At 48.8% G+C, this 25,830-nt stretch carries 24 protein-coding genes and 1 pseudogene; 11 read left to right on the forward strand and 14 right to left on the reverse strand.

The genetic code is table 11. The features are described 5' to 3' along the window. Positions 1-46: 46 nt before the first annotated feature. Positions 47-196, reverse strand: a complete 150-nt coding sequence (locus tag ACSQ8O_RS01835; protein ID WP_436240227.1) for a hypothetical protein — start codon at positions 194-196, stop codon at positions 47-49. On the opposite strand from ACSQ8O_RS01835, the gene ACSQ8O_RS01840 reads away from it, so the two are divergent. After that, on the forward strand, positions 189-1,928 hold the full coding sequence (locus tag ACSQ8O_RS01840; protein WP_436240228.1) for an S-layer homology domain-containing protein: 1,740 nt from the start codon (positions 189-191) through the stop codon (positions 1,926-1,928). The two genes, ACSQ8O_RS01835 and ACSQ8O_RS01840, sit on opposite strands and share 8 nt — an antisense overlap. A gap of 59 nt (positions 1,929-1,987) precedes the next feature. On the opposite strand, the gene ACSQ8O_RS01845 is transcribed toward ACSQ8O_RS01840, so the two are convergent. The 8 genes from ACSQ8O_RS01845 to ACSQ8O_RS01880 form a co-directional block, all read right to left on the reverse strand. Next, on the reverse strand, positions 1,988-3,460 hold the full coding sequence (locus tag ACSQ8O_RS01845) for a DHA2 family efflux MFS transporter permease subunit (protein ID WP_436240229.1): 1,473 nt from the start codon (positions 3,458-3,460) through the stop codon (positions 1,988-1,990). Beyond that, positions 3,453-3,914 carry a MarR family winged helix-turn-helix transcriptional regulator gene (locus ACSQ8O_RS01850; RefSeq protein ID WP_056622476.1) on the reverse strand — a complete coding sequence of 154 codons (462 nt, stop codon included), beginning with the start codon at positions 3,912-3,914 and terminating at the stop codon, positions 3,453-3,455. The genes ACSQ8O_RS01845 and ACSQ8O_RS01850 overlap by 8 nt, the downstream gene beginning before the upstream one ends. 219 nt (positions 3,915-4,133) lie before the next feature. Further along, positions 4,134-4,817, reverse strand: a complete 684-nt coding sequence (locus ACSQ8O_RS01855) for an ABC transporter permease (RefSeq protein WP_436240230.1) — start codon at positions 4,815-4,817, stop codon at positions 4,134-4,136. Further along, positions 4,795-5,730, reverse strand: a complete 936-nt coding sequence (locus tag ACSQ8O_RS01860; protein ID WP_436240231.1) for an ABC transporter ATP-binding protein — start codon at positions 5,728-5,730, stop codon at positions 4,795-4,797. The genes ACSQ8O_RS01855 and ACSQ8O_RS01860 overlap by 23 nt, the downstream gene beginning before the upstream one ends. Before the next feature lie 15 nt (positions 5,731-5,745). After that, on the reverse strand, positions 5,746-6,681 hold the full coding sequence (locus tag ACSQ8O_RS01865) for a sensor histidine kinase (protein WP_436240233.1): 936 nt from the start codon (positions 6,679-6,681) through the stop codon (positions 5,746-5,748). A 1-nt stretch (position 6,682) separates the two neighbouring features. Then, positions 6,683-7,381 (reverse strand): response regulator transcription factor, encoded by a 699-nt coding sequence (locus ACSQ8O_RS01870; RefSeq protein ID WP_056622468.1) that lies wholly within the window; start codon positions 7,379-7,381, stop codon positions 6,683-6,685. 70 nt (positions 7,382-7,451) lie between these two features. Then, a complete protein-coding gene (locus ACSQ8O_RS01875; protein ID WP_436240234.1) occupies positions 7,452-8,246 on the reverse strand; it encodes an ABC transporter permease in 795 nt (264 codons plus the stop codon). Further along, positions 8,239-8,985: an ABC transporter ATP-binding protein gene (locus ACSQ8O_RS01880; RefSeq protein ID WP_436240235.1), complete on the reverse strand. Its 747-nt coding sequence runs from the start codon at positions 8,983-8,985 to the stop codon at positions 8,239-8,241. The genes ACSQ8O_RS01875 and ACSQ8O_RS01880 overlap by 8 nt, the downstream gene beginning before the upstream one ends. A 610-nt stretch (positions 8,986-9,595) precedes the next feature. On the opposite strand from ACSQ8O_RS01880, the gene ACSQ8O_RS01885 reads away from it, so the two are divergent. From ACSQ8O_RS01885 to ACSQ8O_RS01920, 8 genes are all read left to right on the forward strand, one after another. Beyond that, the gene (locus ACSQ8O_RS01885; RefSeq protein WP_436240236.1) at positions 9,596-10,582 is read left to right on the forward strand and encodes a substrate-binding domain-containing protein; all 987 of its coding nucleotides are present in this window, start codon (positions 9,596-9,598) and stop codon (positions 10,580-10,582) included. Continuing rightward, entirely contained in the window at positions 10,579-12,039 is a 1,461-nt protein-coding gene (locus tag ACSQ8O_RS01890; RefSeq protein WP_436240237.1) for a sensor histidine kinase, read from the forward strand. The genes ACSQ8O_RS01885 and ACSQ8O_RS01890 overlap by 4 nt, the downstream gene beginning before the upstream one ends. Further along, positions 12,014-13,381 carry a response regulator transcription factor gene (locus tag ACSQ8O_RS01895; RefSeq protein ID WP_436240238.1) on the forward strand — a complete coding sequence of 456 codons (1,368 nt, stop codon included), beginning with the start codon at positions 12,014-12,016 and terminating at the stop codon, positions 13,379-13,381. Before ACSQ8O_RS01890 ends, ACSQ8O_RS01895 begins: the two co-directional genes overlap by 26 nt. Before the next feature lie 245 nt (positions 13,382-13,626). After that, positions 13,627-15,009, forward strand: a complete 1,383-nt coding sequence (locus ACSQ8O_RS01900; RefSeq protein WP_436240239.1) for a sugar porter family MFS transporter — start codon at positions 13,627-13,629, stop codon at positions 15,007-15,009. Positions 15,010-15,176: 167 nt separating this feature from the next. Next, positions 15,177-15,668, forward strand: coding sequence for an SRPBCC family protein (locus tag ACSQ8O_RS01905; protein WP_436240240.1), 492 nt, complete (start codon positions 15,177-15,179; stop codon positions 15,666-15,668). 36 nt (positions 15,669-15,704) lie between these two features. Then, complete coding sequence (locus ACSQ8O_RS01910) at positions 15,705-16,721, forward strand: SDR family oxidoreductase (protein WP_436240241.1); 1,017 nt, start codon at positions 15,705-15,707, stop codon at positions 16,719-16,721. 682 nt (positions 16,722-17,403) lie between these two features. Continuing rightward, on the forward strand, positions 17,404-18,249 hold the full coding sequence (locus tag ACSQ8O_RS01915) for a MerR family transcriptional regulator (RefSeq protein ID WP_436240242.1): 846 nt from the start codon (positions 17,404-17,406) through the stop codon (positions 18,247-18,249). A gap of 87 nt (positions 18,250-18,336) precedes the next feature. Beyond that, positions 18,337-19,293 carry an NAD-dependent epimerase/dehydratase family protein gene (locus tag ACSQ8O_RS01920; RefSeq protein WP_436240243.1) on the forward strand — a complete coding sequence of 319 codons (957 nt, stop codon included), beginning with the start codon at positions 18,337-18,339 and terminating at the stop codon, positions 19,291-19,293. Between the two features lie 92 nt (positions 19,294-19,385). On the opposite strand, the pseudogene ACSQ8O_RS01925 reads toward ACSQ8O_RS01920, so the two are convergent. The 3 genes and pseudogenes from ACSQ8O_RS01925 to ACSQ8O_RS01935 all read right to left on the reverse strand — a co-directional run. Then, a pseudogene (locus tag ACSQ8O_RS01925) lies at positions 19,386-20,930 on the reverse strand (catalase); the annotation flags it as partial. Positions 20,931-21,124: 194 nt separating this feature from the next. After that, on the reverse strand, positions 21,125-21,967 hold the full coding sequence (locus tag ACSQ8O_RS01930; protein ID WP_436241921.1) for an aldo/keto reductase: 843 nt from the start codon (positions 21,965-21,967) through the stop codon (positions 21,125-21,127). A gap of 29 nt (positions 21,968-21,996) precedes the next feature. Beyond that, positions 21,997-23,220, reverse strand: a complete 1,224-nt coding sequence (locus ACSQ8O_RS01935) for an MFS transporter (RefSeq protein WP_436240244.1) — start codon at positions 23,218-23,220, stop codon at positions 21,997-21,999. 137 nt (positions 23,221-23,357) lie between these two features. On the opposite strand from ACSQ8O_RS01935, the gene ACSQ8O_RS01940 reads away from it, so the two are divergent. Both ACSQ8O_RS01940 and ACSQ8O_RS01945 read left to right on the forward strand, forming a co-directional pair. Further along, on the forward strand, positions 23,358-23,774 hold the full coding sequence (locus tag ACSQ8O_RS01940; protein ID WP_436240245.1) for a winged helix-turn-helix transcriptional regulator: 417 nt from the start codon (positions 23,358-23,360) through the stop codon (positions 23,772-23,774). After that, on the forward strand, positions 23,771-24,139 hold the full coding sequence (locus ACSQ8O_RS01945) for a DUF4180 domain-containing protein (RefSeq protein WP_436240246.1): 369 nt from the start codon (positions 23,771-23,773) through the stop codon (positions 24,137-24,139). The genes ACSQ8O_RS01940 and ACSQ8O_RS01945 overlap by 4 nt, the downstream gene beginning before the upstream one ends. A gap of 498 nt (positions 24,140-24,637) precedes the next feature. On the opposite strand, the gene ACSQ8O_RS01950 is transcribed toward ACSQ8O_RS01945, so the two are convergent. Both ACSQ8O_RS01950 and ACSQ8O_RS01955 read right to left on the reverse strand, forming a co-directional pair. Continuing rightward, positions 24,638-24,961: an antibiotic biosynthesis monooxygenase gene (locus ACSQ8O_RS01950; protein ID WP_436240247.1), complete on the reverse strand. Its 324-nt coding sequence runs from the start codon at positions 24,959-24,961 to the stop codon at positions 24,638-24,640. A gap of 66 nt (positions 24,962-25,027) precedes the next feature. Beyond that, complete coding sequence (locus ACSQ8O_RS01955; protein ID WP_436240248.1) at positions 25,028-25,720, reverse strand: HAD family hydrolase; 693 nt, start codon at positions 25,718-25,720, stop codon at positions 25,028-25,030. Positions 25,721-25,830 lie beyond the last annotated feature (110 nt).

Here is a 25,830-nt window from a genome sequence, read left to right on the forward strand (position 1 = left end):
TGCATAAACAGCACACTGAAACTGCCCTATTTGGGCAGTTTCAGTATTAAAGAAAGTGAGGAAATGAAAAAGTGAAACCTTTAAAGCTAATTTTGAACTCATCGATAGCCTTATCAATCGCATTGGCTAGTACGGCAATAGCACCATTAGCAGTAATGGCAAGCCCAGTTGTACTATCTACTGACATAATGGCCATTACATCTATACACCCAGGCGGAACAGTTAACATTTCAGGAACTTCTACGAATTCCGAAGTAATCGTGAAGGTCATTCGCCCTACAGGAAGTGTGGTTTACTTCAATATTGTTAAAGTGACGAATGGAACATTCTTGGATTCGTTCATTTTGGGTGGCAGTGAGCTGCCTGGTACGTATAAAGTCGTAGCTGGACAAGCCGATACCGTAGATACGGAAGATCTTGTTGTTACGGCGGCTCCAAGCGGCGGAACTGGAGGTACAGGCGGTACAGGCGGAACTGGAGGTACAGGCGGAACTGGAGGTACAGGCGGAACTGGAGGCACAGGTGGAACTGGAGGTACAGGCGGAACTGGAGGCACAGGTGGAACTGGAGGTACAGGCGGAACTGGAGGCACAGGTGGCACAGGAGGCACAGGAGGCACAGGAGGCACAGGTGGTGGTGGTCCGGTTGTCAGCAACACGGTAACTCCTAACAATGTCGAAATCAATCCCGACGCCGTTAAATCGAACAATGTGACAGGTCCTGACGGGAAGTCGACGACAACCGTGACGATTGATAACAAATTATTAGGCGATGCGTTTGTTCAGCTCAAAAATCAAGGTAAAACCGAAGAAAAGCAAATTATCGCGATCAAAATCGGTGCTATTGAATCAAATGGTAAGACAACAATTGATATTCCAGCTTCTGTTCTTGTAGAAGGCATGAAGAGCGCGCCGGATGCTCTAATCCGCATTTATTCCGGTAAGGAATCTTACCTGCTTCCTCTATCTGTGTTAGATCTAGCAAACCTTGCTAAGTCCCTGGGTACGGACAGTTCAAGCATGACTCTCCACTTGAATATTTCGGTAATGGGAACGGACATTGAGAAGAAGATTCAAGAGAGTGCGGCAGAAGAAGGTGCTACCTCGTTAGGACATTCTGTTGATTTCAGTATTACAGCTGAGAGTATCAACAAAAAAGTTGATGTGAACGACTTCGGCAGCGTCTACGTGGAGCGACAAATTGTGTATTCAGGTACGATTAAGCCCGAGAATGCGACGGGTGTCCTGTATGATCCAATTACGGGGGAAATTTCTTTCGTGCCTACCTTGTTCACGGTGAATTCGGATGGAACAACAGATGCGAATATCAAAAGAAACGGAAACAGTATTTATTCCGTGATTACATCGTTCAAATCGTTTGATGATATCAAAGGACATTGGGCAAAGTCGGACATCGAATTGCTTGCTTCCAAGCTGGTTGTTAGCGGTGCAACCGATACAGGCTTTGCGCCAGATGCGAATATCACTCGCGCTGAGTTTGCAACGTTGCTCGTACGTGCGTTGGCTTTGACGTCAAATGCAGGAGCAGCCTCATTCAATGATGTGGGTGCAGCGGATTGGTACGCAGGTGCTGTTGGTGCTGCTGTGAAGGCAAAGCTAGTGAGCGGCTTTGAAGATGGTTCTTTCCAGCCTAACGCGCCGATCACACGTGAGCAAATGGCCGTTATGGTAGCGAAAGCGTTAAGCGCAGCGGGTAAAACAGTTGAAGGTCAAGCAGAATTATTGAACAAATTTAACGACAACTCAGAAATTAGCAGTTGGGCGAAAACGTCTGTTTCACAATCCGTGAAAGCGGGGATTATCTCCGGTATGACGGATAGCACATTCGTTCCATCTGCCAATGCTAGCCGCGCACAAGCGGTTGTTATGCTGAAGAGATTGCTGCAATATGCGCAATTTATTAACTAATCAGGCATAGCGAAAAAGGTCATCTTCACAGATGACCTTTTTGTCGTTCTATTTTACCCTTATGCAGCTTTTTCTACATGAGGTTCTTCGGCTGGGGTAGTCTTTCTAATAAAGAAGGCCAGCACCAGCGCGGCGAGCGTCATCCATGTTGCGATTTCAAAGGAGAAATTGATCCCATATACCGTGGCATGATGCGTAACATCGGCCATAGCTGCCGCGTCTTTGGGATCGATTTTGCCAGCTATAACAAGGTCTTTCGCGTGGGAAGTCGCTGTATTCGTCATAATTGTAACCAGCAGCGCTGTACCTAGCGCCCCCGCGACATTTCGCAGTGTCTGGGACATTGCCGAGCCATGCGCGTTCAGACGTCTTGGCAGTTGATTCAAGCCCGCTGTTTGAATGGGCATCATCAGCATGGACATCCCGAACATCCGAAGGGTGTAAATCAGCATGAGATGGGAATACGTAGAATCAACAGTAAGGTGACTGAATTCGTAAGTTGTAATCGTTGTAATCGTCAAACCGATAACAGCCAGCCAGCGTCCTCCGATTTTGTCAAAAATAATACCCGTCACAGGGGACATAATGCCCATCAGGATAGCACCAGGCAGAAGCAATAGGCCTGAATCCAACGGTGAGAATCCACGGATATTTTGCAAGAAGATCGGCAGCAAGACCATTGCAGAAAACATCGCCATCGTAATGATGACATTAATGACAGTGGTTAAGGAGAACATGCTGTATTTGAACACGCGAAGCTCGAGAAGTGGTTTTTCTATTTTAAGCTCACGCCATACGAATAGAAGCAAGGCTACGGCACCAATAATTAAGCAACTAACAACAGTGGCGCTGCCCCAACCATCGGATCCAGCATCACTAAATCCGTATAACAAACCACCGAAGCCGAGAGTAGAGAAAATAACGCCAAGAATATCGAATTTAGGTGTAGACGTTTTGATCACATTTTTCATGGAAAAAGCGCCGAAAACCAGTGCAAATAAAGATAATGGCAAAATGATGTAGAAGAGCACACGCCAGGAATGATGCTCAACGACCCAGCCAGATAATGTCGGTCCGATAGCAGGCGCACAGATCATGGCAAGACCCATAAGACCCATGGCTTTCCCACGTTCCGCAACAGGGAAAATCGTTAGGAACACGATCGTCATCAGCGGCATGAGAATACCAGCACCAACCGCCTGAACGAGACGCCCGGTTAATAAAAGGCTAAAGCCGGGGGAGAAGGCACAAATGATGGTGCCAAGTGCGAAAAATCCGGATGCTGCTAAGAATAGATTTCGCGTCGTAAAGCGAGAAATGAGAAAGGCACTGATCGGGACGAGAACACCGTTTGCGAGCATATAACCATTGATCAACCATTGAATGGTGTTTTCATTGACATTCAAATCCTTCATCATGCTCGGCAAGGCGACATTCAATAAGGTTTGAGCTAATAGGGCGACAAAAGCCGCGATCAGCAGGGAGGCAACAATTGGGCCTCTTCGTAGGGTATTCGTGACGGCATTACTCATACGTAGAATCTTCCTCCAGTTCTTGGTGCAGGATGCGCACAATTTTTTGGTGAATACGAAGCAAACTGTCGATTTCATCATCGGACATTTGTAAGAGCGGAGACATGCGTTCCACTTGGTTTTCTCGCACGCGTTGAAGCAGCAGCTCACCCTTGTCTAGCAGTTTAAGGGTGACCGAACGGCGGTCAGTGCTGGATTGTTCGCGGGATACCAGTTGATCTCTGACCATGCGATCGATAATGCCGCTCGTCGTGCTTTTACCCAATTGAATACATTCGGCTAACTCCGATAGGGTAATGCCAGGTTTCTCACTCAGCTTTCGAAGGACGAATGATTGAATCGGTGTGATATTTAAATGCTGGTAAGCTTTACTCATCACCTGGTGGAAGGCTTGTTTGACCTCTCGTGCGGACCGAATGATTTCAAGGGTACGCTGTTGCTGCTGATCATCCATGTTCATTCATTCCTTCAATTAAATTTCGTGGGCGAATAATTCGTATACGAACTATTATAGAAGCACTGATAAAGTACTGTCAAACTGATAAATTTGGTTGTTTGTCCTAGTTTGTACAGATAGATGGACATCATGCAGTTCATATGTAGTGAAAAAAGCCCTATCAAAGCGAGGAGCGCTCAGATACGGGCTCTATAGGGTAATGTTTGAAAAGCCAGCCTACAACTGACTCCTCCGCACGCCCGCGTAGGCCATAAGAACCCCGAGCGTGAAGCACAGCAAGGCTGCCATTAAGTATTTTCCGTAACTATCCTCGACGGAGATGTTATTGACAATAACCATCGTAGCGTTAGATAGAAAGAATGAACTCACGATTAAGGCAGGCATTGTCTTCCGAATCATGCCGAAATAGAGCGGAATTAGCGACACGCTCCCACATGCAAAAGCGAAAATCAGGATGCGAATCGCTTCTTTCATAAGCCGGTCGTTGGTTAGCGTTTCGGTAATGTAATGGTTATGCGAATTGAAGAATAGAAGTGAGAGCAACACGAAAACATTGTTGAATAGCACCGTAGCGAAGGTCCAAGCCCCTATAATGATCAACTTGGCCAAGAATACCTGTTTACGAGGCACGGGGTAGGCGAAGAGAAGGGTAATCGTTTTGTTTCGATACTCGTCAATGACCATTCGGGACATTAGCACGGAACCGAAAATAATGAAGGTAATCCCAGCATAGTTCATAATGCTCTGGAAAGCTCGGTCATAGCTTATGATTTCATTATTAGGTACATCGCTACCTATGACCCATAGTGCTACCATGAGATTGGTGATCACGGCGCTAAGTAAAAGTCCCCGCCACTTCGTTTTCTTCAGTTCCAGCTTAATGAGCTTCCATAGCATCATGGTTTCCTCCTTCGATGACCCCGAGGAAATAGTCTTCGAGCGAGCGGGTCTTTTTGTTCAGCGCCTCGACGCCAATCTCATGCTGCACAAGTAAGCGATTCAGCTCTACAGGGGCAAGACGAGGATCATAGATGCGTATGGTGCTGTGGTCCATAATTTTATAATTAACGATAGCCAGCTTATCTTCCAGGACAAGCACAGCCCGCGGCACATCCGTCACGACAATTTCCGTATACTCGTTATGACGTCCACGAACCTGTTCCATGGATACCTCTTCGAGCAGCTTTCCATGGTTAATGACGCCGATTGTATCAGCCAATTGCTCAATTTCCTGTAAAATATGACTGGAAATGAGCAGCGTCATGCCAAATTCCTTGCTCAACATGCGAAATAGATCACGGATTTCACGAATCCCCGATGGATCCATGCCATTGACGGGCTCATCGAGGATGAGCAGCTCGGGCTTCGTACAGATGGCCCGGCCAATGCCAAGACGCTGCTTCATGCCAAGTGAGAAATCCTTCACGGGTTTATTGCCAATGTCGGACAATCCAACGAGATCGAGTGTTTCATGTATAGCAGTTTTATCGTAATAGCCCATATATTCGCAGTGCAGCTCCAGATTAGCACGTGCAGTCAGATGGTCATAGAAGATCGGATATTCAATAATGCTGCCCATCCGTTTCATCGTTTCGTAAGAGTGGGGGGTTAGTGGAGCCCCGAACAATTCAATTTCACCGCTAGTCGGCGGGATTAAATTCGTAAGCATACGCATGACCGTTGTTTTGCCCGCACCATTCGGGCCCAGGAAACCGTAGATCTCGCCACGACGCACGCGCATGTTGACTCCGGAGACAACTTCGGTCTTTTTGTACCTTTTAGACAATTGCTTCGTTTGAAGAATAAGGCTCATCACATAAGGTTCCTTTCAAAAGCGGATTGTGGGAAAACGGACCGTAAATACGGTCTTCACATGAGGAATACTGTCCAGGGAAATACTCCCTTCCATGAGTTCAACTAACCGCTTCGTAATCGTGAGACCTAGGCCGCTGCCTTGATAGGTCTGGTTTCTGGAATCCTCAAGTGTATAAAGGCGTTCGAAAACATTCTGGCGATCTCGCTCGTTAATCCCCTTACCTTGATCCCACACGTCGATATAGACGCTGTCCGTGTCTTGTCGCAACGTGACGCCAATAATCCCGCCATCGTTTCCATAACGAATCGCGTTGGAGAGTAGATTTTGCAGCACACGTCCGAGTGCCTCCGCATTCCCATACGCATAGATCGGCTCTTCGGGTATGGCGACATCGACTTCGAGACCTTGTGACTCAATTAATTCGTAATAGAAAAGAATGCCGTTCCGGCAAGCCTCACTCAGATTGATTTTGGATAAAGGGACAGGTCGATCACCTGATTCCAATCGCGCCAGATCGAAAAACTGATTTGTCAGATTGAGGATGTCGAGCGTTCTTTCGTGAACCTTGAGGGAGAGTCGCTTCCGCTCCTCCTCGCTGGCAGCGTGGTCATGTACGAGTGTTTCTGTCAGGCCGAGCACAACCGTAAGCGGTGTTTTCAAGTCATGGGACATGTTAGCGACCATCTTTTTGATCGCATTTTCCTTGCGAGTATAGTCAGCTTCCACTTTGCGATTCGCATCGAGGAGTCGGTTTATGACAATGAGTAAGCGTTGGAGCTGGGTGGAATCGGTATGGAGATGAACCTTCTCTGAAGATTCCTGATCAAGAATATCGGTTAGTTTCGTTTGCAAATAGCGGAGATGACGCGATTGGTCGATTCTGATCTTCAATTGAACGAAGATGACTATTCCAAGAAGGATACACAGGCTGGGCCATACAATGTCCATATCAGAAATCCCCCATTTTGTAACCAATCCCCCATACGGTCTTAATGTAACGCGGGTGCGCAGGATCGTCCTCAATCTTCTCCCGTAGGCGGGAAATATGGACCTGAATCGCATTCACATCGTCATAATAAGCGTCATTCCATACCGAGCGATAGATTTGCTCCTTGGAGAAGGCGCGTTTGGGATGGGACATCAATAGTTTTAAAATAAGAAGCTCCTTCGCAGTGAGATTGAGAGGCGTGTCATTTTTGGTCACGAGATGCTCATCGGGATGAAGCGTCAGCTCATGAATGCGCAAGAGGGCGTGCTCAGCCTGTGCTGAAGGACTGGCATATTGGGAAGCCCGCCGCAAAATTGCTTTTACACGTGCCGACAACTCAATAAGAGAGAATGGCTTCGCTAAGTAGTCATCTGCTCCAAAGCCGAGACCCAATGCTTTCTCAACATCACTATCTTTCGCGGACAATATGAGCACAGGCACAGTACTTCCGCTCCGCACCCTGCGCAGCACTTCCATGCCATCGACTCCAGGCAGCATCAGATCCAGCAGTATCATATCAAAAGCTTCCTCGGCAAAGAGCCGCAGCGCCGCCTCCCCATCAGGGGCATGTCGAACGGTGAGACTCTCTTTGGTTAAATGGCCCAGGACCATTTCAGCAATTGCCGGGTCATCTTCTACAAGCAAAATGTGATTAGCCATGTCATTTCCACCTTTATGTCATATGCTTCCAGTATACTGCTTTGTCCGCTCATAATGAAACGGATGCAGCTTATATAGAAACATCACGCTTCGCGAACACATACCAAGCTAGAGCGAGGAAGAGCAGCTGATAACAGGCCAACATCATCAAGGAAAAAGATAAAGACATACTGGCTATGAGCGGTTTGCCATCCACATAACTCAGCAAATTCGTGTTGGCAAAAATCAGAAATTTGGACCATTCAAATTGTTTGAGCACGTAGGCTAATTGCCCGCTGGTCAATAAGAAGAACAAGGAAATCCCGATGGCCATGGAACTTGCACGAAAAACAGAAGAGAACATGAACGCTAGTGTGACCATGACGATCATTTCGATGCCGCTGTAGCCGATAGCTTTCCAGGAGTAAGCCACATTCGAGAACGCAGCCCCGGCATGAAGCTCGGAAGCACCGTCAAATCCGAAAAACATGCCACCTGTAAGAAAAGTGGTTAATACAAGTAATAGCATAAGGCCCACCCCGAACAATAGGACGGTCACGAACTTGGAAAGTAAGATCGTTGAGCGGCTGAAGGGCCGGATCAGTAGTAATTTGATCGTACCGCCGGAGAACTCGGAGGCTACGATGCCCGCGGCAACGATAATCGTAAACAATGTGACAATATCCATGAGATTTGGAATGGCGGAAAGGCACAAGTCTAAGAACTCCCACACATTGTTCACGGTAAGCTCGTCTTGATTCGCATACTTACAGAGAAAGGCTACTGCGATAACAAGAATCGGAATGAAGGCAATCATCACCCAAGTTCCGATTTTGGTGAAGATCTTAATGCCCTCATTTTGCACGAGTTTGATGAAATTAAGCATAGTTGGCAACCTCCGTGAGCTCGATATATTTCTCTTCGAGTGTTTGTGTGTTCGTCTGCGTCTGAAAGTCTGCAAGTGCGAAGGTCGTTCGCAAACGCCCTTCGATTACGACGCCGAAGCGGTCGCACATTTGCTCCATTTCGGCGAGCAGATGAGAGGAGACCATCACCGCGATGCCTTCTTCAGCGGCTAACTTACGGACGAGCTGGCGCATTTCGCGGATGCCTGCCGGGTCAAGACCGTTGGTTGGCTCATCAAGGATGAGCACGGCGGGCTGATGGAGCAGGGCCTGGGCGATGCCTAGCCGTTGGCGCATGCCGAGCGAGTATGTCTTCACTTTATCGTGAATGCGGGCTGAGAGCCCGACTAGCTGCACGATCTGGTCGATGCGGCTCTGGGGAATATTCCCCACCATGCGAGCGAATTGCTTCAGATTTTGCATCCCGGTGAGATGCTTGTAGAGCTCGGGATTCTCGATAATCGCGCCTACGTGTCGAATCGCTTCCTGGAAGCTAGTGCGAATGCTGTGGCCGCTGATTGCGACATCACCATCGCTCATGCCGATGAGGCCGACCATCATGCGGATGGTTGTTGTTTTGCCAGCACCATTGGGCCCGAGAAAGCCGAATACCTCGCCCGGAAAAAGCTCAAAACTAATCTGATCCACGATGTTCTTATGTCGAATTCGCTTCGTCAGATTGCGTACTTCGACAACGGGTTGAATGCTCAAACGGTTCATATGTGTACCTCCAATAAGTTTCATACGCTTATCTTACTAGACACATCATGCAGGACTCTTTCCTAAATCTTACGAAAGTCTTTCGATGTGCAGGAGAGTAGGAGGGGCGGGGGTTTTCTGAGGACTTTAAGGACATTCTGAGTACCCACGGGGGACTCTCTGGGGTCCGCTGTCGATTCCGCCAAGGACTTACTGAAGACTCTTAGAAGCACCACCGTCTCAACTTACTGGAAAACATACAGCTATTTCCAGTGATTTCAGCCCATTTCTCCGATTAACTGGAAAACCTACAGCTAATTCGAGCACATATGCCCAATTGAGCCGGATATAGAGGAATTACCTGTATGAAATCCATCTATCCACATTTCGAGGGTATTTGGGTGAAAATAGATGGAGGTTTTCCAGCTAATCAGCAACTAGCTGCTCAAAGCTAAGTCCACGCTCACGCTCTCGTTTTCTCATCCAAATTCACGACTATGTGCATTCTTTCACAAGCCAGCCCCTAAATGTTCCTCCTTATGGCAAACCCTGCATGTGCAACCCTCACCGGGTTCATACTAAACAAAAAGCGTCCCCTAGCGGACGAATGCGCTGATTAGGAGGTGCCACCATGCGAAATAGAAGCTGGACGCTCGGTCTGCTGGGCTTATTTCTCGTTTTTTGCTATGTGATGCTTCAATTTCTCCTATCCACCGCTCATATTGGCCAGCTCGTGGGACAGATGGAGCCGCGTAGCGAGGCTCAGCAGCCGTTCAAACACATTGTGCTCATCGCCCAAGAGCTGGACAACCCATTCTGGCGAACGGTCGAGAAGGGCGCGAGTGAAGCCGCAGCAAGCCGTGGTATGAAGATTGATTACTTGGGTCCAATCCGTATCAATCCAACTGAGCAAACGAGTCTGTTGGAGAAGTCGATTGCAGCGAAACCGGATGCCCTTCTTGTGCAAGGGATTAAGGAGCCGCAGTATGACATGTTGATCAGCAAAGCGATCGATCAAGGCATTCCTGTGATTACGTTAGATGCGGATGAACCGGAAAGCCGAAGATTGACTTATGTGGGCACGGATAATCGGGAAGCGGGCAGACGGATGGGGGAGCTCGTAGCAGGGGCAGCAATCGGCAAGGGGCGAATCGGCGTTGTTATCGGAAGTGAGCAGGCGGAGAATCAGCAGCAGCGTTTAGAGGGATTCCGTGCTGCTATTGCGGATATGCCACATTTTGAAATTATAGATATTCGCTCATCGAATATATCTCGGATTCAGGCGGCCAAACAGGCGGAGGCGATGCTCAAGCAATATCCCGCCATCCAGACGATGGTGGGCTTCAGCTCCTTAGACGCGGCAGGCATCGCGGAAGGGGTGAAAGCAGCGCATCGGGATGACACGCTCGTGTTCGGCTTCGATGATGTGGCAGCGACGAAGCAGGGAATCAGCCAAGGAAGCATCAAGGCTTCCATTGTGCAGCAACCTCACGAAATAGGTGCAGTATCTGTACAGCTATTAGATTCGTATTTCAAAGGGGCGGCGTTACCGCAACAACATGTTACAGGCACCTACATCCTCGATGCGACGACGCTAACTTCTGTGAGTTCCCCGTGAACATACGTCGCATGCTGTTTATCGTGCTGCCTGCGCTGTTTATTTTGAATAATGCCGTGGCTTACTTCATCTTTCATAGTGGCAGATCCGTACAGGAAAGCTATAATGTTATGCTTAATCGGGTATTATTGTACAAGCAAATTGCCGGGCAAACGCAGGACAATCTTCGTGCTATGAACGGCTATATCGTGGACCGTAGCGAGGACAGCCGGTTGGCCTTTTTACGCCAGAAGGAGGCGTTGGAGGTATTGCAGCAGAAATTAGCTTCACAAAACACGATTCCAGCGACCGACCTCACGTTCCGCAGCTATACCCATATGGTCGATACCTTCATGACACAAGAAGCAGGCGTGATCCAGGCAGCCAGCAGCCCAGATTCGCTAGCGTATACAGCCTTTTATGAAGAAGCAGAACGGACAGCGACATTCATACAACAGGAAGGCTACCAGTTGATTGATTTGGAGTTGAGCTACTATCAGCCACTCTATCGGCAAATCCTGAATCATACGGAGGGGATGAATCAGTGGGGTGTCGTTATTTTCATTCTGACTACCTTGATCAGTATTGTGCTTGCTTATCGCATTTCATGGGGCATCTCAAGACCGATTGGCCAGCTGGCTCAGGTGGCGAAACAAATGTCGAACGGTGATCTGCATGCGCCCATTCCTCACTTGCCTGCAGAGCATGAGTTTGGTGTGTTAGCGCGAGCTTTTGGACATATGCAAGATAATCTCAAAGCGCTTATTGTGAAGGAAACGGAAGGATTGGAGAAAGACAAGCAGTTGAAAGAAATGGAGCTCGAGGTGTTGCAAAATCAAATGAACCCGCACTTCCTCTTCAATTCTTTGAATGTGTTGTCCAAGCTTGCCCTGTTGGAGGGCGCTGAGCAAACGAGCGATTTGACGGTCACCATGTCGAATCTACTCCGATATAATTTACGAAAGCTAGATCGACCTGTGAGGCTTAGGGATGAGGTGGACCACGCCAAGCAATATTTCACCATTCAGCAAGCAAGGTTCCGCAATCGCATACAGTTTGTACTGGATATTGATGAGGGCGGCCTGGGCGTTCCTGTACCGATGCTTACGCTGCAGCCGATACTTGAGAATGTGTTCGTACACGGCATCGAGGGAATGGAAGAAGGAGCTGTCATTCAGCTTACGATTACACAAGGGAGCGGTGAAACGCTAGTCGCGATCTCAGACAATGGGGTTGGAATGAGCGAGGAGACCCGTGAAGCGCTGCTTGATGTGGACGGGGAACTTCAGGCTTCCCACCCCAATGGCCAGTCCACAGGTTTAGGGACACGAAATGTGTTCAAACGCTTAGCTTTATTTTATGGCAAAAAGGATCTCGTGCGCATTGAAAGTGATCCTGGACGAGGGACGAAGGTCGTCCTGCGGCTGCCGGCCGAAGGAAAGGAGGTTGGAGATGTATCGCTTACTGATCGCCGATGATGAAGCGTTAGAGAGAGAAGGCATCGAATGGATCGTCGGACGGATGATGCCGAATATATTTGAGGTCATTCATGCGGAGAACGGCCGCACTGCAATTCAAAAAGCGGACGAGCACCGTCCCCACATCATCCTGATGGATATCCGCATGCCGGGTATTCAGGGGTTGGAGGCATTAAGAGAAATCAAAGCGGGACATCCTCAGACGAAAATGGTGTTAGTGACCGCCTACGAGCAATTCGAGTATGCGAGAGAGGCGCTATCCTTAGGGGTTAAGGACTATCTAGTCAAGCCGGCCAAAAGGGATCAGATCGTTGAGCTCCTGCAGCGCTTAGTTGCCGAAATTGAGCAAGAAGGGCGGAAGCGAGAGGGGGAGCTCGCGATGCGGGATAACTATTTTCAGTTGCTCCCGTTGGCCGAAACGGAAATGGCGCTGGTCATTATGTCCGATTCTGTGAATGAAACAGATGCCGGGTATTTGGCGGAAATACTGGAGATATCCACCGAACAGGGATGCGGGTTAGTGCTGGCTCTGCCAGAGCCGGGGCATATATCCGACAAGGAAGTAGGAGCTGCTAAAAAGAAAATCTACGAAACCGTTAAAACCTTCACGAAAGGTTATCTCAAGAATCGCGTCGGATGTGTAGTCAGCTCGATGGTGCATTGGCATATGGCCATCTTTCTAGTAGACCGCGCTCAGCTGAATACGGAGGTTTTGCGGGAAGAAGCGGCTTCCCTAGGTGTGAAGCTCGTAGAACATCTGCGGCAAGTACGTAGCATTGATGTGAATATTGGCATCGGATCAATTCGATATGAGTTGGAGGGGATCCGCACGTCCTACTTTGAAGCTGTTTTTGCGGCGACGTATGATAAAAAGTGGGGCAACCTGCGGTCCTTCGAGGAACTGAAAGGGCTCCCTGCAGAAGGGCAACGAGGTTTGGCCGAACCGCGTACCGCTGACAATTCATCGGAGCGTACCTACGTGGAGCTAGCCATTCGGCGAATTCGCGAGGAGCGTGAACACCATACGTGGACCGTGCTAGATCGCGCGCTGACTTACATTCATGAGAAGCTTCAGGAGGACATTTCACTCGAGGATGTTGCTGAGCTTGTCCACTTGAATCCCCATTATTTTAGCAAAGTGTTCAAACAGCAAACTGGCGAAACTTTCATCGACTATGTGACACGACTACGCATCGAGAGGGCCAAGGAGCTTATTAGCGAGGGTCATCTTAGCCTAAAGGAAGTTTGCTATTTGGTCGGATATAAAGATCCGAATTATTTCAGCCGCGTATTCAAAAAGGTAACAGGTGTTACCCCTACGGAATATCGTACGGGGCTATAAGGAAAAATAGTCCATGCTTGTGCAAGGACTATTTTGCTATTTCGGGACAAGATTGTGCTAGCCGGAGGCTGAGAAGAGGCGCGAGTCTGAGAAGGAATATTTTTATGCTGGTATATCACAAATTAGTGCAGGGAAAGGTTCCCCAGCTGTCATAAAGCCCATGCTATAATGAGTCTCGCTTCACACAAAACGTAAGATCAAAGACTCGCATGAAGATGCGGTAGACGTCAGAAGGGACCATCATTATGAGTGCACATATAGACAATTCAAGTCAACAAGTTAGCATAAAATTCGTCACGCTTGTGTCCATCGTTGCTGCGCTCGGCGGGCTTCTGTTCGGGTTCGATACGGCTGTTGTATCGGGAGCAGTTGGTTTCATGAAAGAACGCTTTACGCTAAGCGAAGTGGAGGTAGGCTGGGCGGTTTCCAGCTTAATTATTGGGTGCATCGTGGGTGCAGCAGCATCTGGTGTCCTGAGTGATCGTTTCGGTCGGAAAAAGGTGCTCATTGCAGCGGCGCTGTTATTCATTATTGGCTCTATTGGATCTGCGATCCCGGATACGTTCACAGGGTATATTATTGCGCGTATCATTGGCGGACTCGGCATTGGGATCACCTCAACGCTTTGCCCGCTGTATAACGCGGAGATTGCACCTGCGAAATATCGCGGCCGACTTGTGGCATTGAATCAATTTGCTACGGTGACGGGAATTTTCCTCGTCTATTTCATCAATACCAGCATTGCGAATCATTCGGATGAAGCCTGGAATATTGCGACGGGCTGGCGTTGGATGTTCGGCTTTGGAGCATTTCCTGGCTTAGTGTTCTTAGTTCTACTTTTCTTCGTACCCGAAAGCCCGAGATGGTTAATCAAGCAAGGAAGAGCAGCGGAGTCACTTCCGATCCTCCTTCGCATTCATGGGGAAGAACTGGCAAGAAAAGAAGTGATGGAGATCAAGGAATCTTTTAAACAAGAAAATGGTTCCATTCGCCAACTATTCAGCCCAGCGCTGCGGCTAGCATTAATCGTCGGTGTGGGCTTGGCCGTTCTCCAGCAAGTGACTGGCATCAATGCGGTGATGTACTATGCGCCTGAGATTTTCAAACAAACCGGCACAGGCACGAATGCTGCGCTGACGCAGACGATTTTGGTTGGATTAATCAATTTCCTCTTCACAATCCTTGCCATCTGGCTCATTGATAAAGTGGGTCGGAAAGTGCTGCTGCTGGTCGGTTCCGCTTCAATGACGGTCTGCTTGGCGGTGATAGGCATCGCGTTCCACACGGGGCACACATCAGGCAATCTTGTACTGGTCTTTATCCTACTTTACGTAGCTTCCTTCGCGGTGTCCTTAGGGCCTGTTGTTTGGGTGATTATGTCCGAAATTTTCCCGAATCGTATTCGCGGCAAAGCCACGGCTATCGCATCGATGGCACTGTGGATCGCAGATTATGTGGTCTCGCAGACGTTCCCTCCATTGCTTAGCTCTGCTGGTCCCGCGATAACCTTCTGGATCTTCGGCATCCTTTCCTTGGTGACGTTCGTCTTCACCATGCGAGTTGTGCCTGAAACGAAAGGTAGATCTCTGGAAGAAATCGAGTCCCTTTGGTCCGCGAAAAAAGCATAAAAGCATGAACAGAAAGGCCGGGGCCCTAACCTCGGCTTTTTTGCTATGCATGCGAAGGAACTCCTCCACTTGGCGCTATTTCTTGATTTGAACCCGCATCTACAGGTAAGATGAAGCTAGGACACTCGGTTGTACTTTTTGATAGGACAAAATGGAGGAGGCATCGTATGATAGCTGATCTGCAACCCGCTCAAGGAGGATATTTGGCTCGTTATGAGCGTCATTGGCAGCATGATGTGAAGGAAGTCTGGTCATGGTTGACGGAAAATGACAAGCTAACGCAGTGGTTTCCCGAGTTAGAGGTAGGCGAACTCCGTGAAGGCGGAGTGATAAAGTTCAATATGCCTGATGGGACGGTTATTCCTATGGACATCCTTGAGCTTAGCCAAGATCAGGTGTTGGCGTTTACGTGGGATGAGGATCGTGTTCGTTTCGAACTTCATGCGGAGCCAGGCGGTGGATGTCGTCTTGTGTTCAGTGAGTACTTACATCAAATAACGGAGCACACGCCAAGAGATTTGGCTGGGTGGCACGTGTGTTTAGATGTCATAGAGGCGTTGCTAGAGGGTAGATCGATTGCCTCACGTAAGGATATGTGGAATGGCTGGTATGTGAAATATAAGCAGCTGACAGACACAGTTCTGACGAATCAGGCGTAATACATACATGAATATGGAAATAACGGAGGCGAAATCATGAAGGCACTATTTATTGGCGGTACGGGCACCATCAGCTCGGCGATTACGAAACAACTGCTAGCCGCAGGTTGTGAGCTATATTTGTTGAATCGAGGCACGCGCAATGCGGACTTGCCAGAAGGTGCACGCATCCTGCAGGCGGACATTAACGACGAGGAGCGCGTGGCGAAGCTGATCGCGGACTTATCGTTTGATGTTGTCGCGGATTTTATCGCGTTCGAGCCGTCTCAGCTGGAGCGGGATTACCGACTTTTTCAAGGCAAAACGAAGCAGTTCATCTTCATCAGCTCGGCTTCCGCGTATCAAACACCATTATCTGATTACCGGATTACGGAAGGAACGCCATTATCCAACCCCTTATGGGCTTATTCCAGAAATAAAATCGCCTGTGAAGAGTATTTAGTTAAACAATACCGGGAGCAAGGCTTCCCGATTACGATTATTCGACCAAGTCATACGTATGATGAGCGCTCGATTCCACTTGGCGTCCACGGGACGAAAGGGAGCTGGCAGGTGGCCAAGCGTATGCTGGAAAACAAGCCAGTGATCATTCACGGTGACGGAACATCGTTATGGACGATGACGCATAACAGTGATTTTGCAAAAGGATTCATTGGTCTCATGGGCAATCTTCACGCCATTGGGGAATCTGTACATATTACAACGGATGAGACATTAACGTGGAATCAGATCTACGAAGCGATCGCTGATGCGCTTGGCGTGAAGCTTCACGCGGTGCATGTGTCGTCTGAGTTCCTTGACGCTTGCAGTGCACAGGACTACCGTGGAGGCTTGCTTGGGGATAAAGCGAACTCCGTTGTTTTCGACAACGCGAAGTTGAAGCGGCTTGTGCCCGAATTCGTGGCTACAACGCGATTTGATCAAGGGATGAAACGGACGATCGCTCATATTTTGGCTAATCCTGAGCTGCAGAAGGAAGATCCGGAATTCGATGTGTGGTGCGACAAGGTCATTGGGGCACTAGAGTCTGCGAAGAAAGCGATTCTCGCGTAAAAGAAGAGGCACCCAGAGGGTGCCTCTTTATATGTTTGGGTAAGCGAAGCTTACCCAATATGTGTGCCTAGAAAATCACACTTCACGTGATTTCCCGCTTACTGTTCGCAGCCACCGCTCGCTCTTCGCCCGCCTACCCGATTAAATGGAAATTATCCAGTTAAATCTTGCGAATTCTTCCGAAATCGACGATTAAATGGAAAATATACAGTTAAATCATCCGTTTTCACTCATTTTCTCTGGAATTCTTGAAATTAGATGGAGAAATTCCAGTTACTTTATTGAAAGACGAAATGGCGTTGAAATTAGCTGTATAAAATACAGTTAATCTTATGTTCGGCCAAAAGGATGCCCGCAAGGCCGCTGCTGTATACAAAAAGGGACGTACTTGTCAAAGTACAGTCCCTTGTTCTCATGTAATGGCCTAAATCAGAATATCCAACGTACCGTTGGGGTTCGTGTTCATTTTCTTGCTTGCAGCGCTGTTTGGAACTTCAATTTGAAAGTGTAGGTAGCCCACAGGCGATTATGACATGCCAAATTGAGGAAACGCTGAAGGTGGACTGAGAATTTGCTTAAAATGTTATGTCCGGAGGGGGCAAGCTTGAACTTGTTCACTTTATTCCCAATGAAATCCGTATAATGGAGATATATAAGGACAGGATTTGAAAGGTGGATGGCGATGTCGAATTTCATTAGAATCGGACTCTTTTCCAAAATCGCACAGGTGACCATACGTACCCTGCGCCATTACGATGAGCGCGGATTGCTAAAGCCTGCATATATCGACACCGTGACTAGCTATCGGTATTACACCTATGAACAGCTCATTCGAATTCATCATATCTTGGTGCTGAAGGAGACGGGGTTTTCGTTAGATGAGATCGCGACGATGATCGATCAAGCACTCACAATGGACGACATGAAGCAAATGATGCATAAGAAGAAAGCGGAGCTAGCGAATCAGATAGAGGAAGCTGCCCAACAAATGGCGCGCATTGAGTCTAGATTGCATCAACTAGAACGACTGGGTGAGAAGCCTGCTTATGAAGTTGGGATTAAGCAAGTACCAGCGCTCTATATAGCCGGGCTTCGCCGAATCGTACCTCGCGTACAGGATATGCCCGTCTACCGCTGTCAGATGTTCGAGGAGCTCGAGGAAGGGCTGGGGGGCCGGGCATCGATCGGCCATATGCAGCAAGAGTACGTTCTGTATCATATGACGGAGTTTATCGAGGAGAATTTCGACATTGAAGTGGGGTTTAGTTTTGATTCATTAGCCTACCTACGCCCAACTGGCCCCATCACCATATATGAAATTCCAGCTGAGTCCATGGTGGCAAGCCTGATTTACAAAGGGCCATTCATGGGGGTTGGAGATGGGATTCTAGCACTTTTTACATGGCTCGGGGTCAATGGATATACACAAACCGGTCCGGTACGTGAGCTGCACCTATTCGGAAGAGAAAATCATCTTCACGATTACAACAATGTAGTTGTAGAGCTTCAAGTACCTATTTCCCAATAGGCTGCCAACTATTTTCTGAATGTCTCTTGACTCTCCCGTTACGGTAGACAATATCGTTAGGGTATCGAAGACGAGGGGGCATGATGAATGAGTAATCAAGTGCATGTAATTGTTGGAACGGGGTCGCTCGGGATGGCGGTTATGCAGGAATTAAAGCGGCGTGGGGTCGAGCGTATACGCATGGTGAGTCGCAGCGGAAGATTGTCGGAGGCAGCAGCGGTGGAAGTGGCCAAAGGGGATGCTTCCCAACTTGTTGATGCAGTGGCGCTGTGCAAGGATGCTGCTGTGGTCTATCACTGTGCTCATCCGGGCTACACGAACTGGCCGTCCCAATTCCCCGGCCTTACCCGAGGGATTATGGCAGGTGCTGCTGCTGCAGGTGCGAAGCTGATCTACGGTGACAACCTGTATATGTATGGCCAAGCAAATCAGCCTCTGACAGAGAACCTACCGGACCTTGCTACTGGCAAAAAAGGGCTAACACGCGCCCAGATGGCGGAGGAATTGTTGCTTGCGCATCAATCGGGGAAGGTTCGCGTGGCGATTGGCCGTGCATCGGATTTCTATGGGCCTGGGGTTAAGCAGTCCTCACTGGGGGAGCGCGTCTTTGGATTCGCTTTGAGCGGCAAGCCCGTTAGTCTGCTGGGTAATCTGGATATGCCACATACCTATACGTATATTGATGACTTTGCCAGAGGACTCGTAACACTCGCGCAAGAGGATCGCGCTTTGGGGGAAGTCTGGCATATACCAAGCGCGAAAACGCACACAACCCGGGAATTGCTCGAACTGATTTTCGATGAGCTAGGCTCCACAAGTAAAATAAGTACATTATCCCGTCCGATGGTGACGATGATCGGACTTTTCCATCCCATGCTGAGGGAGCTCAAGGAAGTATTATACGAGTTTGAACATCCCTTCATCCTGGATCACAGCAAATTTGAGGCTGCTTTTGGCCCACAAACGACGACTCCGCATGTGGAAGCCATCAAGCATACCGTGCGGTGGTATAAGGAAATGATGCAGGAGAAGTTGGCTCGGTAGCAGGGGCATACCACGGGGGCACGTTTCGTTTCGCTCATAACTCGGCGCCTCCCACAACCCAAAAAGGCACCCATTCCGGGTGCCTTCCTCATTTAGTAACCGTCCGTCCACTGTCCAGCGGACTCCGCCAATTCAGCCCCAGCTTTCGCGGTGGCTGAACCCAAGTGCTCCAGCTCAACCTTCGCTTGAGCGAGCCCCTCAGACACACGCCGTCCGTAATCCGGATCAGCCTGCTCGAAATAACTGATCATGTTCGCTTGTATCACAGGCTTACAGATCTTTAAAGCATCAACCAGATTCGCGATCAACTCATCGCGCTCCCAATCCTCGAACTTGCGGTACGTATCGCCCGCCTGCCCAAAATCATTCGTGCGGCTTATCTTCTCGCGAACTAGCCGATCATTATACATCGGCTGATGCTCCTTGCCCGAAGGTGCCGCTTCCTGTAATCCGCCGAGCGAAGAGGGCTCGTAATTCACATGTGGATTTTGGCCAGGGGCCTTGTCCACCATCAACGTCATCTGCCCATCCCGCTGGTTCGTGGCAACTGGCGCCTTCGGTGCATTGATCGGCAGCTGCAAATAATTCGTTCCTACGCGATACCGCTGGGTATCTGAGTAGGAGAACGTCCGACCCTGCAGCAGCTTATCGTCCGAGAAATCAAGGCCATCGACGAGTACACCCGTCCCGAAGGCGGCCTGCTCTACCTCAGCAAAATAGTTCTCCGGATTACGATCCAGCACCATTTTGCCCACTTTCCGGAAAGGAATCTGCTCATGATCCCACAACTTCGTTGGGTCTAACGGATCGAAATCGAGCTCAGGGTGCTCGTCGTCGCTGAGAATCTGCACACACAGCTCCCACTCCGGATAGTCACCCTTCGCAATGGCTTCGTATAAATCCTGCGTGGCATGGCTAATATTTTTACCTTGAATCGCCTCGGCCTCGGACTGCTTCAGGTTCTTCATCCCTTGCTTCAGCGGCTCCCAATGGTATTTCACGAGCACCGCATCGCCGTTCTGGTTCACCCACTTGTACGTATTGACGCCCGACCCCTGCATCTGCCGATAGTTGGCTGGAATGCCCCATGGCGAGAAGAGGAAGGTGATCATATGCGTCGCTTCTGGCGTATTCGACACGAAATCGAACATTTTCTCCGGGTTCTGCAGGTTCGTGACCGGGTCCGGCTTGAACGCGTGCACCATATCAGGGAATTTCAACGGATCGCGGATGAAAAAGATTTTTAAATTATTGCCGACTAAGTCCCAGTTGCCATCTTCCGTATAAAATTTCGTCGCGAAGCCGCGCGGATCCCGTAACGTTTCTGGCGAGTACGTGCCGTGTACAACGGTCGAAAACCGCACAAAAACAGGGGTACGCTTCCCCTTCTCCTGAAAAAGCTTAGCCCGCGTATATGTAGAGACCGGCTCGTCGCCGACCGTTCCATACGACTCGAAATACCCGTGAGCCCCCGCGCCACGCGCATGCACTACACGCTCTGGAATGCGCTCCCGATCAAAATGGGAAATCTTCTCGATATAATGGTAATTTTCGAGCGTCGACGGCCCGCGATTGCCTATCGTGCGGATGTTCTGGTTATCCGAAATCGGATGGCCTTGGCGGTTCGTTAAAGTCATATTCGTTTGATCTTCTATATTATTTGGATCAATCTTGTCTTTGCTCATGTCGTTAAGCAGCCTCCCAGCAGTAGTTACAAGTAACTTTTACCAACTAGAGGGAAATTATTCCTAGCAAAAAGCCCTCACTCTCTTTCCGAAGAAAGGAGCGAGGACTTGCCATGTTTCGTGAAAGCTCCATCATCCTACATGGATTAAAAATCAAAATTGTCTGGATCCGGGCCGACACGCAGATTCTGATTCATGCTATTGATTGCCGCCATGTCCTCGTTCGTGAGCTCGAAATCGAAGATCGAACCATTTTCCAAGATGCGATGGTCTTTGGTCGATTTGGGAATGGTGACAATACCGCGCTGCAAATCCCACCGTAGGATGACTTGAGCAATGGATTTGCCGTGGCGTTCAGCCAATGCCTTCAACGTAGGGTTATCTAAAAGCTGACCTTGCATCAGCGGGGACCACGCTTCTAACTGAATGCCATGCTCCTTGCAAAAGTTGTGTATGTCCGTTTGAGCTAAAAGAGGATGAAGCTCAACTTGGTTGACCATAGGTTTAATCTTCCCAGTGCCCATTAGATCCTCCAAATGATGAATTTGGAAGTTGCTCACGCCAATCGCTTTGACGCGGCCCTCTTGATAGAGTGTCTCAAGCGCTCGCCACGCTTCTACGTATTTGCCTTGAACAGGCCAATGAATGAGATACAAATCGAGATAGTCCAAGCCCAGCTTCTCCAAGCTCGCTTCATAGGCAGCAATCGTGGACTCATAGCCGAGATCGGCATTCCACACTTTTGAAGTTACGAAAAGTTGATCTCTTGTTAGACCATGCTCAGCCATGCCTTCGCGAATCCCTTGTCCCACGCTGCTTTCATTGCCGTAAATGGCCGCGGTATCGATGCTGCGATAGCCTATTTTCATGGCTGCTTTCACGGCTTCCACGACCTCTGGGCCGTCCTCTACTTTAAATACGCCAAGCCCTAGCCAGGGCATAGTTATGCCGTTATGAAGTGTAGTTTCAGCTTGAAGGTTGTTATTTATTGTGTTTTGTAGATGGTTTGTTTGATTTGTCATTGTGGTACTCCTCCTAAAATGGCTGGTTGTAATTGTTCCGTTTGATCTGATTTTTCAAGTTTGCGGCTCCAGAGGGTAAGTAGTACGGCACCGAAAACCATTACTCCGCCTACCCAGGTTGTATGAATAAGGCCGATGGAATCGGTAATGATGCCACCGAGGAATGCTCCGCCTGCAATACCAGCGTTGAAAGCTGCAATGTTGAAGGCAGATGCGACATCTTTGGCCTCAGGGGCAAATCGTTCTGCAAGCTGTACAACATAAATTTGCAAGCCAGGTACGTTCATGAATGCGAGCAATCCCATGAAAAAGATGGTGATTAAGCCAGCTGCTTTGAATGGTGCTGTGAACATAAACAGGAACAGTACGAGTGCTTGTAATAAGAACATGATCAGCAAGGCTTTGCTTGCGTTTCGGTTCGCGGCGCGTCCTCCGATGACATTGCCGATCGCAATGGCAACCCCATATAGGAGTAGGATTAACGCTACTGTATGTTCTGCAAATCCTGTAATCTCATGCAATAACGGAGATAAATACGTGAACACTACGAACGTCCCGCCATAGCCTAAGGCTGTGATGGAGAAAGCGAGCAGCAGCCGTCCGTTCGTGACGAGCTTCAGCTGTGTGCCAAGTCGTGTCCGCGTTCCTTTACGCAAATTGGCAGAAACTAAGATCAGGTTCGCGACGAGAGCTATCACGCCAACCGCGACAATGGCGAAGAACGCAGCGCGCCAGCCAAGCTGCTGACCGAGATAAGTTCCAATCGGCACACCGGTTACGGTGGCGACGGTAAGTCCCGAGAACATCAGCGCAATCGCGCTGGCTCTGCGGTTCTCGGGCACGAGATCGGCGGCGATGGTCGAACCAATCGACATGAAGATGCCGTGCGCCAACGAAGAGATGACGCGAGCAATCAACAGCACGACGATGCCACTTGCTGTGGCAGCCAATAGATTACCCGCGATAAACACGAGCATGATCCAGAGCAACAACGTTTTGCGTGAGACCGTTGAGGTTAGTGAAGTTAAGATCGGGGCTCCTAAAGTAACCCCTAACGCATATAAAGTAACGGTTAACCCTGCACCTGTGATGGATATATGAAGGTCTTCAGCAATGAGCGGAAGCAGTCCGACACTGATAAACTCGGTTGTGCCAATGGCGAAGGCGCTAACCGCGAGGGCAAGCAGCGCTAGTGTATTTCCTTTGGTTTCTTGTTTCATAGTAATCACTCCAAACTTGTGTGTACCGGCCGGTAAGTGCTATTATCAATCATTATAGTCGGATTGACCAGTACGTACTTTAAAGTACGGTAGGTACTTTTTAGTACCTATAAAATGGGATGGAGGAGAATCATCAGATGGCTAAAAAGCTGTACAACATCTCTGTAGAAGCCACGTTGGAAGTGATCGGTGGGAAGTGGAAATGCGTCATTCTCTGTCATTTGACTCACGGTAAACGGAGGACGAGTGACCTCAAGCGTTTGATGCCTAGAATCACTCAGAAAATGCTGACACAACAGCTTAGAGAGCTCGAAGACGATGGGATCGTGGAGCGGATTGTGTACAATCAAGTGCCGCCTAAAGTGGAGTATGCGCTCAGCGAGTATGGTGCAAGCCTGAAACCGATCTTGGATTCGCTCTGTATGTGGGGAGAAACGCATATCATCAAAGAATATGGAGATAAATTCGTTGTTCTAGAGGAAAATGTGCTGAATAAACGGGACGAAGATGTCCTAGTCGACGAACTTATGGAGAAAGAGGTAGAAATGACATGAATACAACGATTAATCAGAAGGGCGATTCTCAGGTAGCCATCGTGGAGAGCACGGACATTCTCATCAGCAACGAGCAAGATGCGCTAGATTTGATGGCATCCGTCCAATACCTGACAGGTTGCGACAAGTTTATTATTAATCAGTGGAATTTGACGGAGGATTTCTTTGAGCTCAAAACGAAACTCGCAGGCGATGTTCTCCAGAAATACACGAACTATCATATGAAAATGGCCGTTATCGGCGAATTCGATCAATACGACAGCAAAAGCCTCCGCGATTTCATCTACGAATGCAATCATGGTAAGCAATTCTTCTTCGTAGCAGACGAGCAGGCTGCTTTGGACGCTCTGCATGGTGTGAAGTAGCAGCATTGCTGACGCCAAACATCTAACACGCACCACATAGCACCAATAAATTCAGCTACTCAATTCATTGAATCGGACGAATACTTAGTCAGCACCAGCGCCGAATGTCAACGTCCCAGCCCCCAACGTTACCTCATGCAGCCCCCGCGGCAACGATTAACTGGAAAAACTACAGCTAATCCTTCCATTTTTTCGCCGAAACACGATTTAACTGGAAAATATGTATCTAATTTGGTATTTTCAAGCTGGAAGAGTTCAAAACGCTAAAATTAGCTGTAGGAACTCCAGTTAATCGTATTTTTACCGTGGAATCAGCTGATTTAGCTGTACTTTTTCCATCTAATATCTGTAAGCGTGCGAGCAAAAGTGTCCGCTATTGACGGACGGAGTAGGTAGGCGGCAATGCAATGTTTGGGGGCATTGTGCTTCTGTACCGCGCTGCCGCGAGTGCCCCTGCCAACCAACAAAAAAGCAGCGCATGATCCCTGCGCTACCTGTTTATCCGAACTGGCCAGGCCGCACTTTCTTCACATCAAACATGCTTACATTCGACGAAATGACGTATTCAGGACGTTCCTGCCCTTTACTGTTACGGTGGCCCGCCAGATGCTCGGGGCTTTTCTCCCAGTTTTTCCACGCCTGCTCAGATTCCCAACGAATGAAAACGACGACCTCTTCAGACTCTTTGCTCCGTTTGTTGACCATAACGGTCACATCGATTAGCCCTTCCATACCGTCCAACGGACCTTCCTTGCTAAAGCGTTCAACGACTTTGTCGCTATTACCAGGTTGTACAATAATGGTTCTTTGTTGAATAAGCACGAAGCTCAGCTCCTTTTTAACAATGCATGATTATGAGAATCATTATCATTTAAAAAGAGGGAGTCGTCAACACGTGCTTGTTTTATTTATTGAATTTCCCTCGACCGCCTCCAGCAAAGCTTGCAGCGATAGTTCCGCCAAAGTCCCCACTGTACGCGGCTCCCCGTCAAAAGACAGGAGCTTCGTGACCGGGTTAGGCACCACGATGTAATGCATGCCTGCGGCCGCTGCCGCGCGAGCACCGTTAGGTGAATCCTCAATCGCAATCGCTTCATCCGGCTTTACGCCAAGGTCTTTCAACGCAAGCTCATACAGCTCGGGATGTGGCTTCACCACAGCGACATCTTCAGCGGTGCGAATCGTTTCGAAATAATCGCTGATTCCCAACTGAGCTAAATACGTATCGACCCAAGCTCGCCGGGAGCTGGAGGCTAAACCAATGCGCAGGCCTAATCCTTTGGCCGTCTCTAAATAATCAAGTATACCCGGACGAATACCTTCATGCGCCATCTTCTGGGTATGTCGATCATGCACGCCTTGCCGAAATGACTCCCGATCCAACGGAATCTTCAGCTCCGTGATCAAATATTCATAGGGGTCGAAGACATGCGAGGATGTTCCAATGCACTTTCCGTACATGTCCAAAGTCAGCTCCACCTCATGCTCGAGATAAGCTTCCCTGAACGCTTCATACCAAGCTGTCTCCGTATCCAGAATCGTGCCGTCAAAATCCAAGATCAATGCTTTTATCCTAGCCAAACTGCCATCCTCCTTAAGAACCACAACAAATTCTAAATAAAATTGGGAAGGGTTTCTAAAAACTTTGTCGAAATCTAGAAGACTAGCCTGTATGACCTATATGACCTAGG

It is taken from the genome of Paenibacillus sp. LjRoot56, from assembly GCF_964253335.1.
Lineage (GTDB): Bacteria > Bacillota > Bacilli > Paenibacillales > NBRC-103111 > Paenibacillus_E > Paenibacillus_E allorhizoplanae.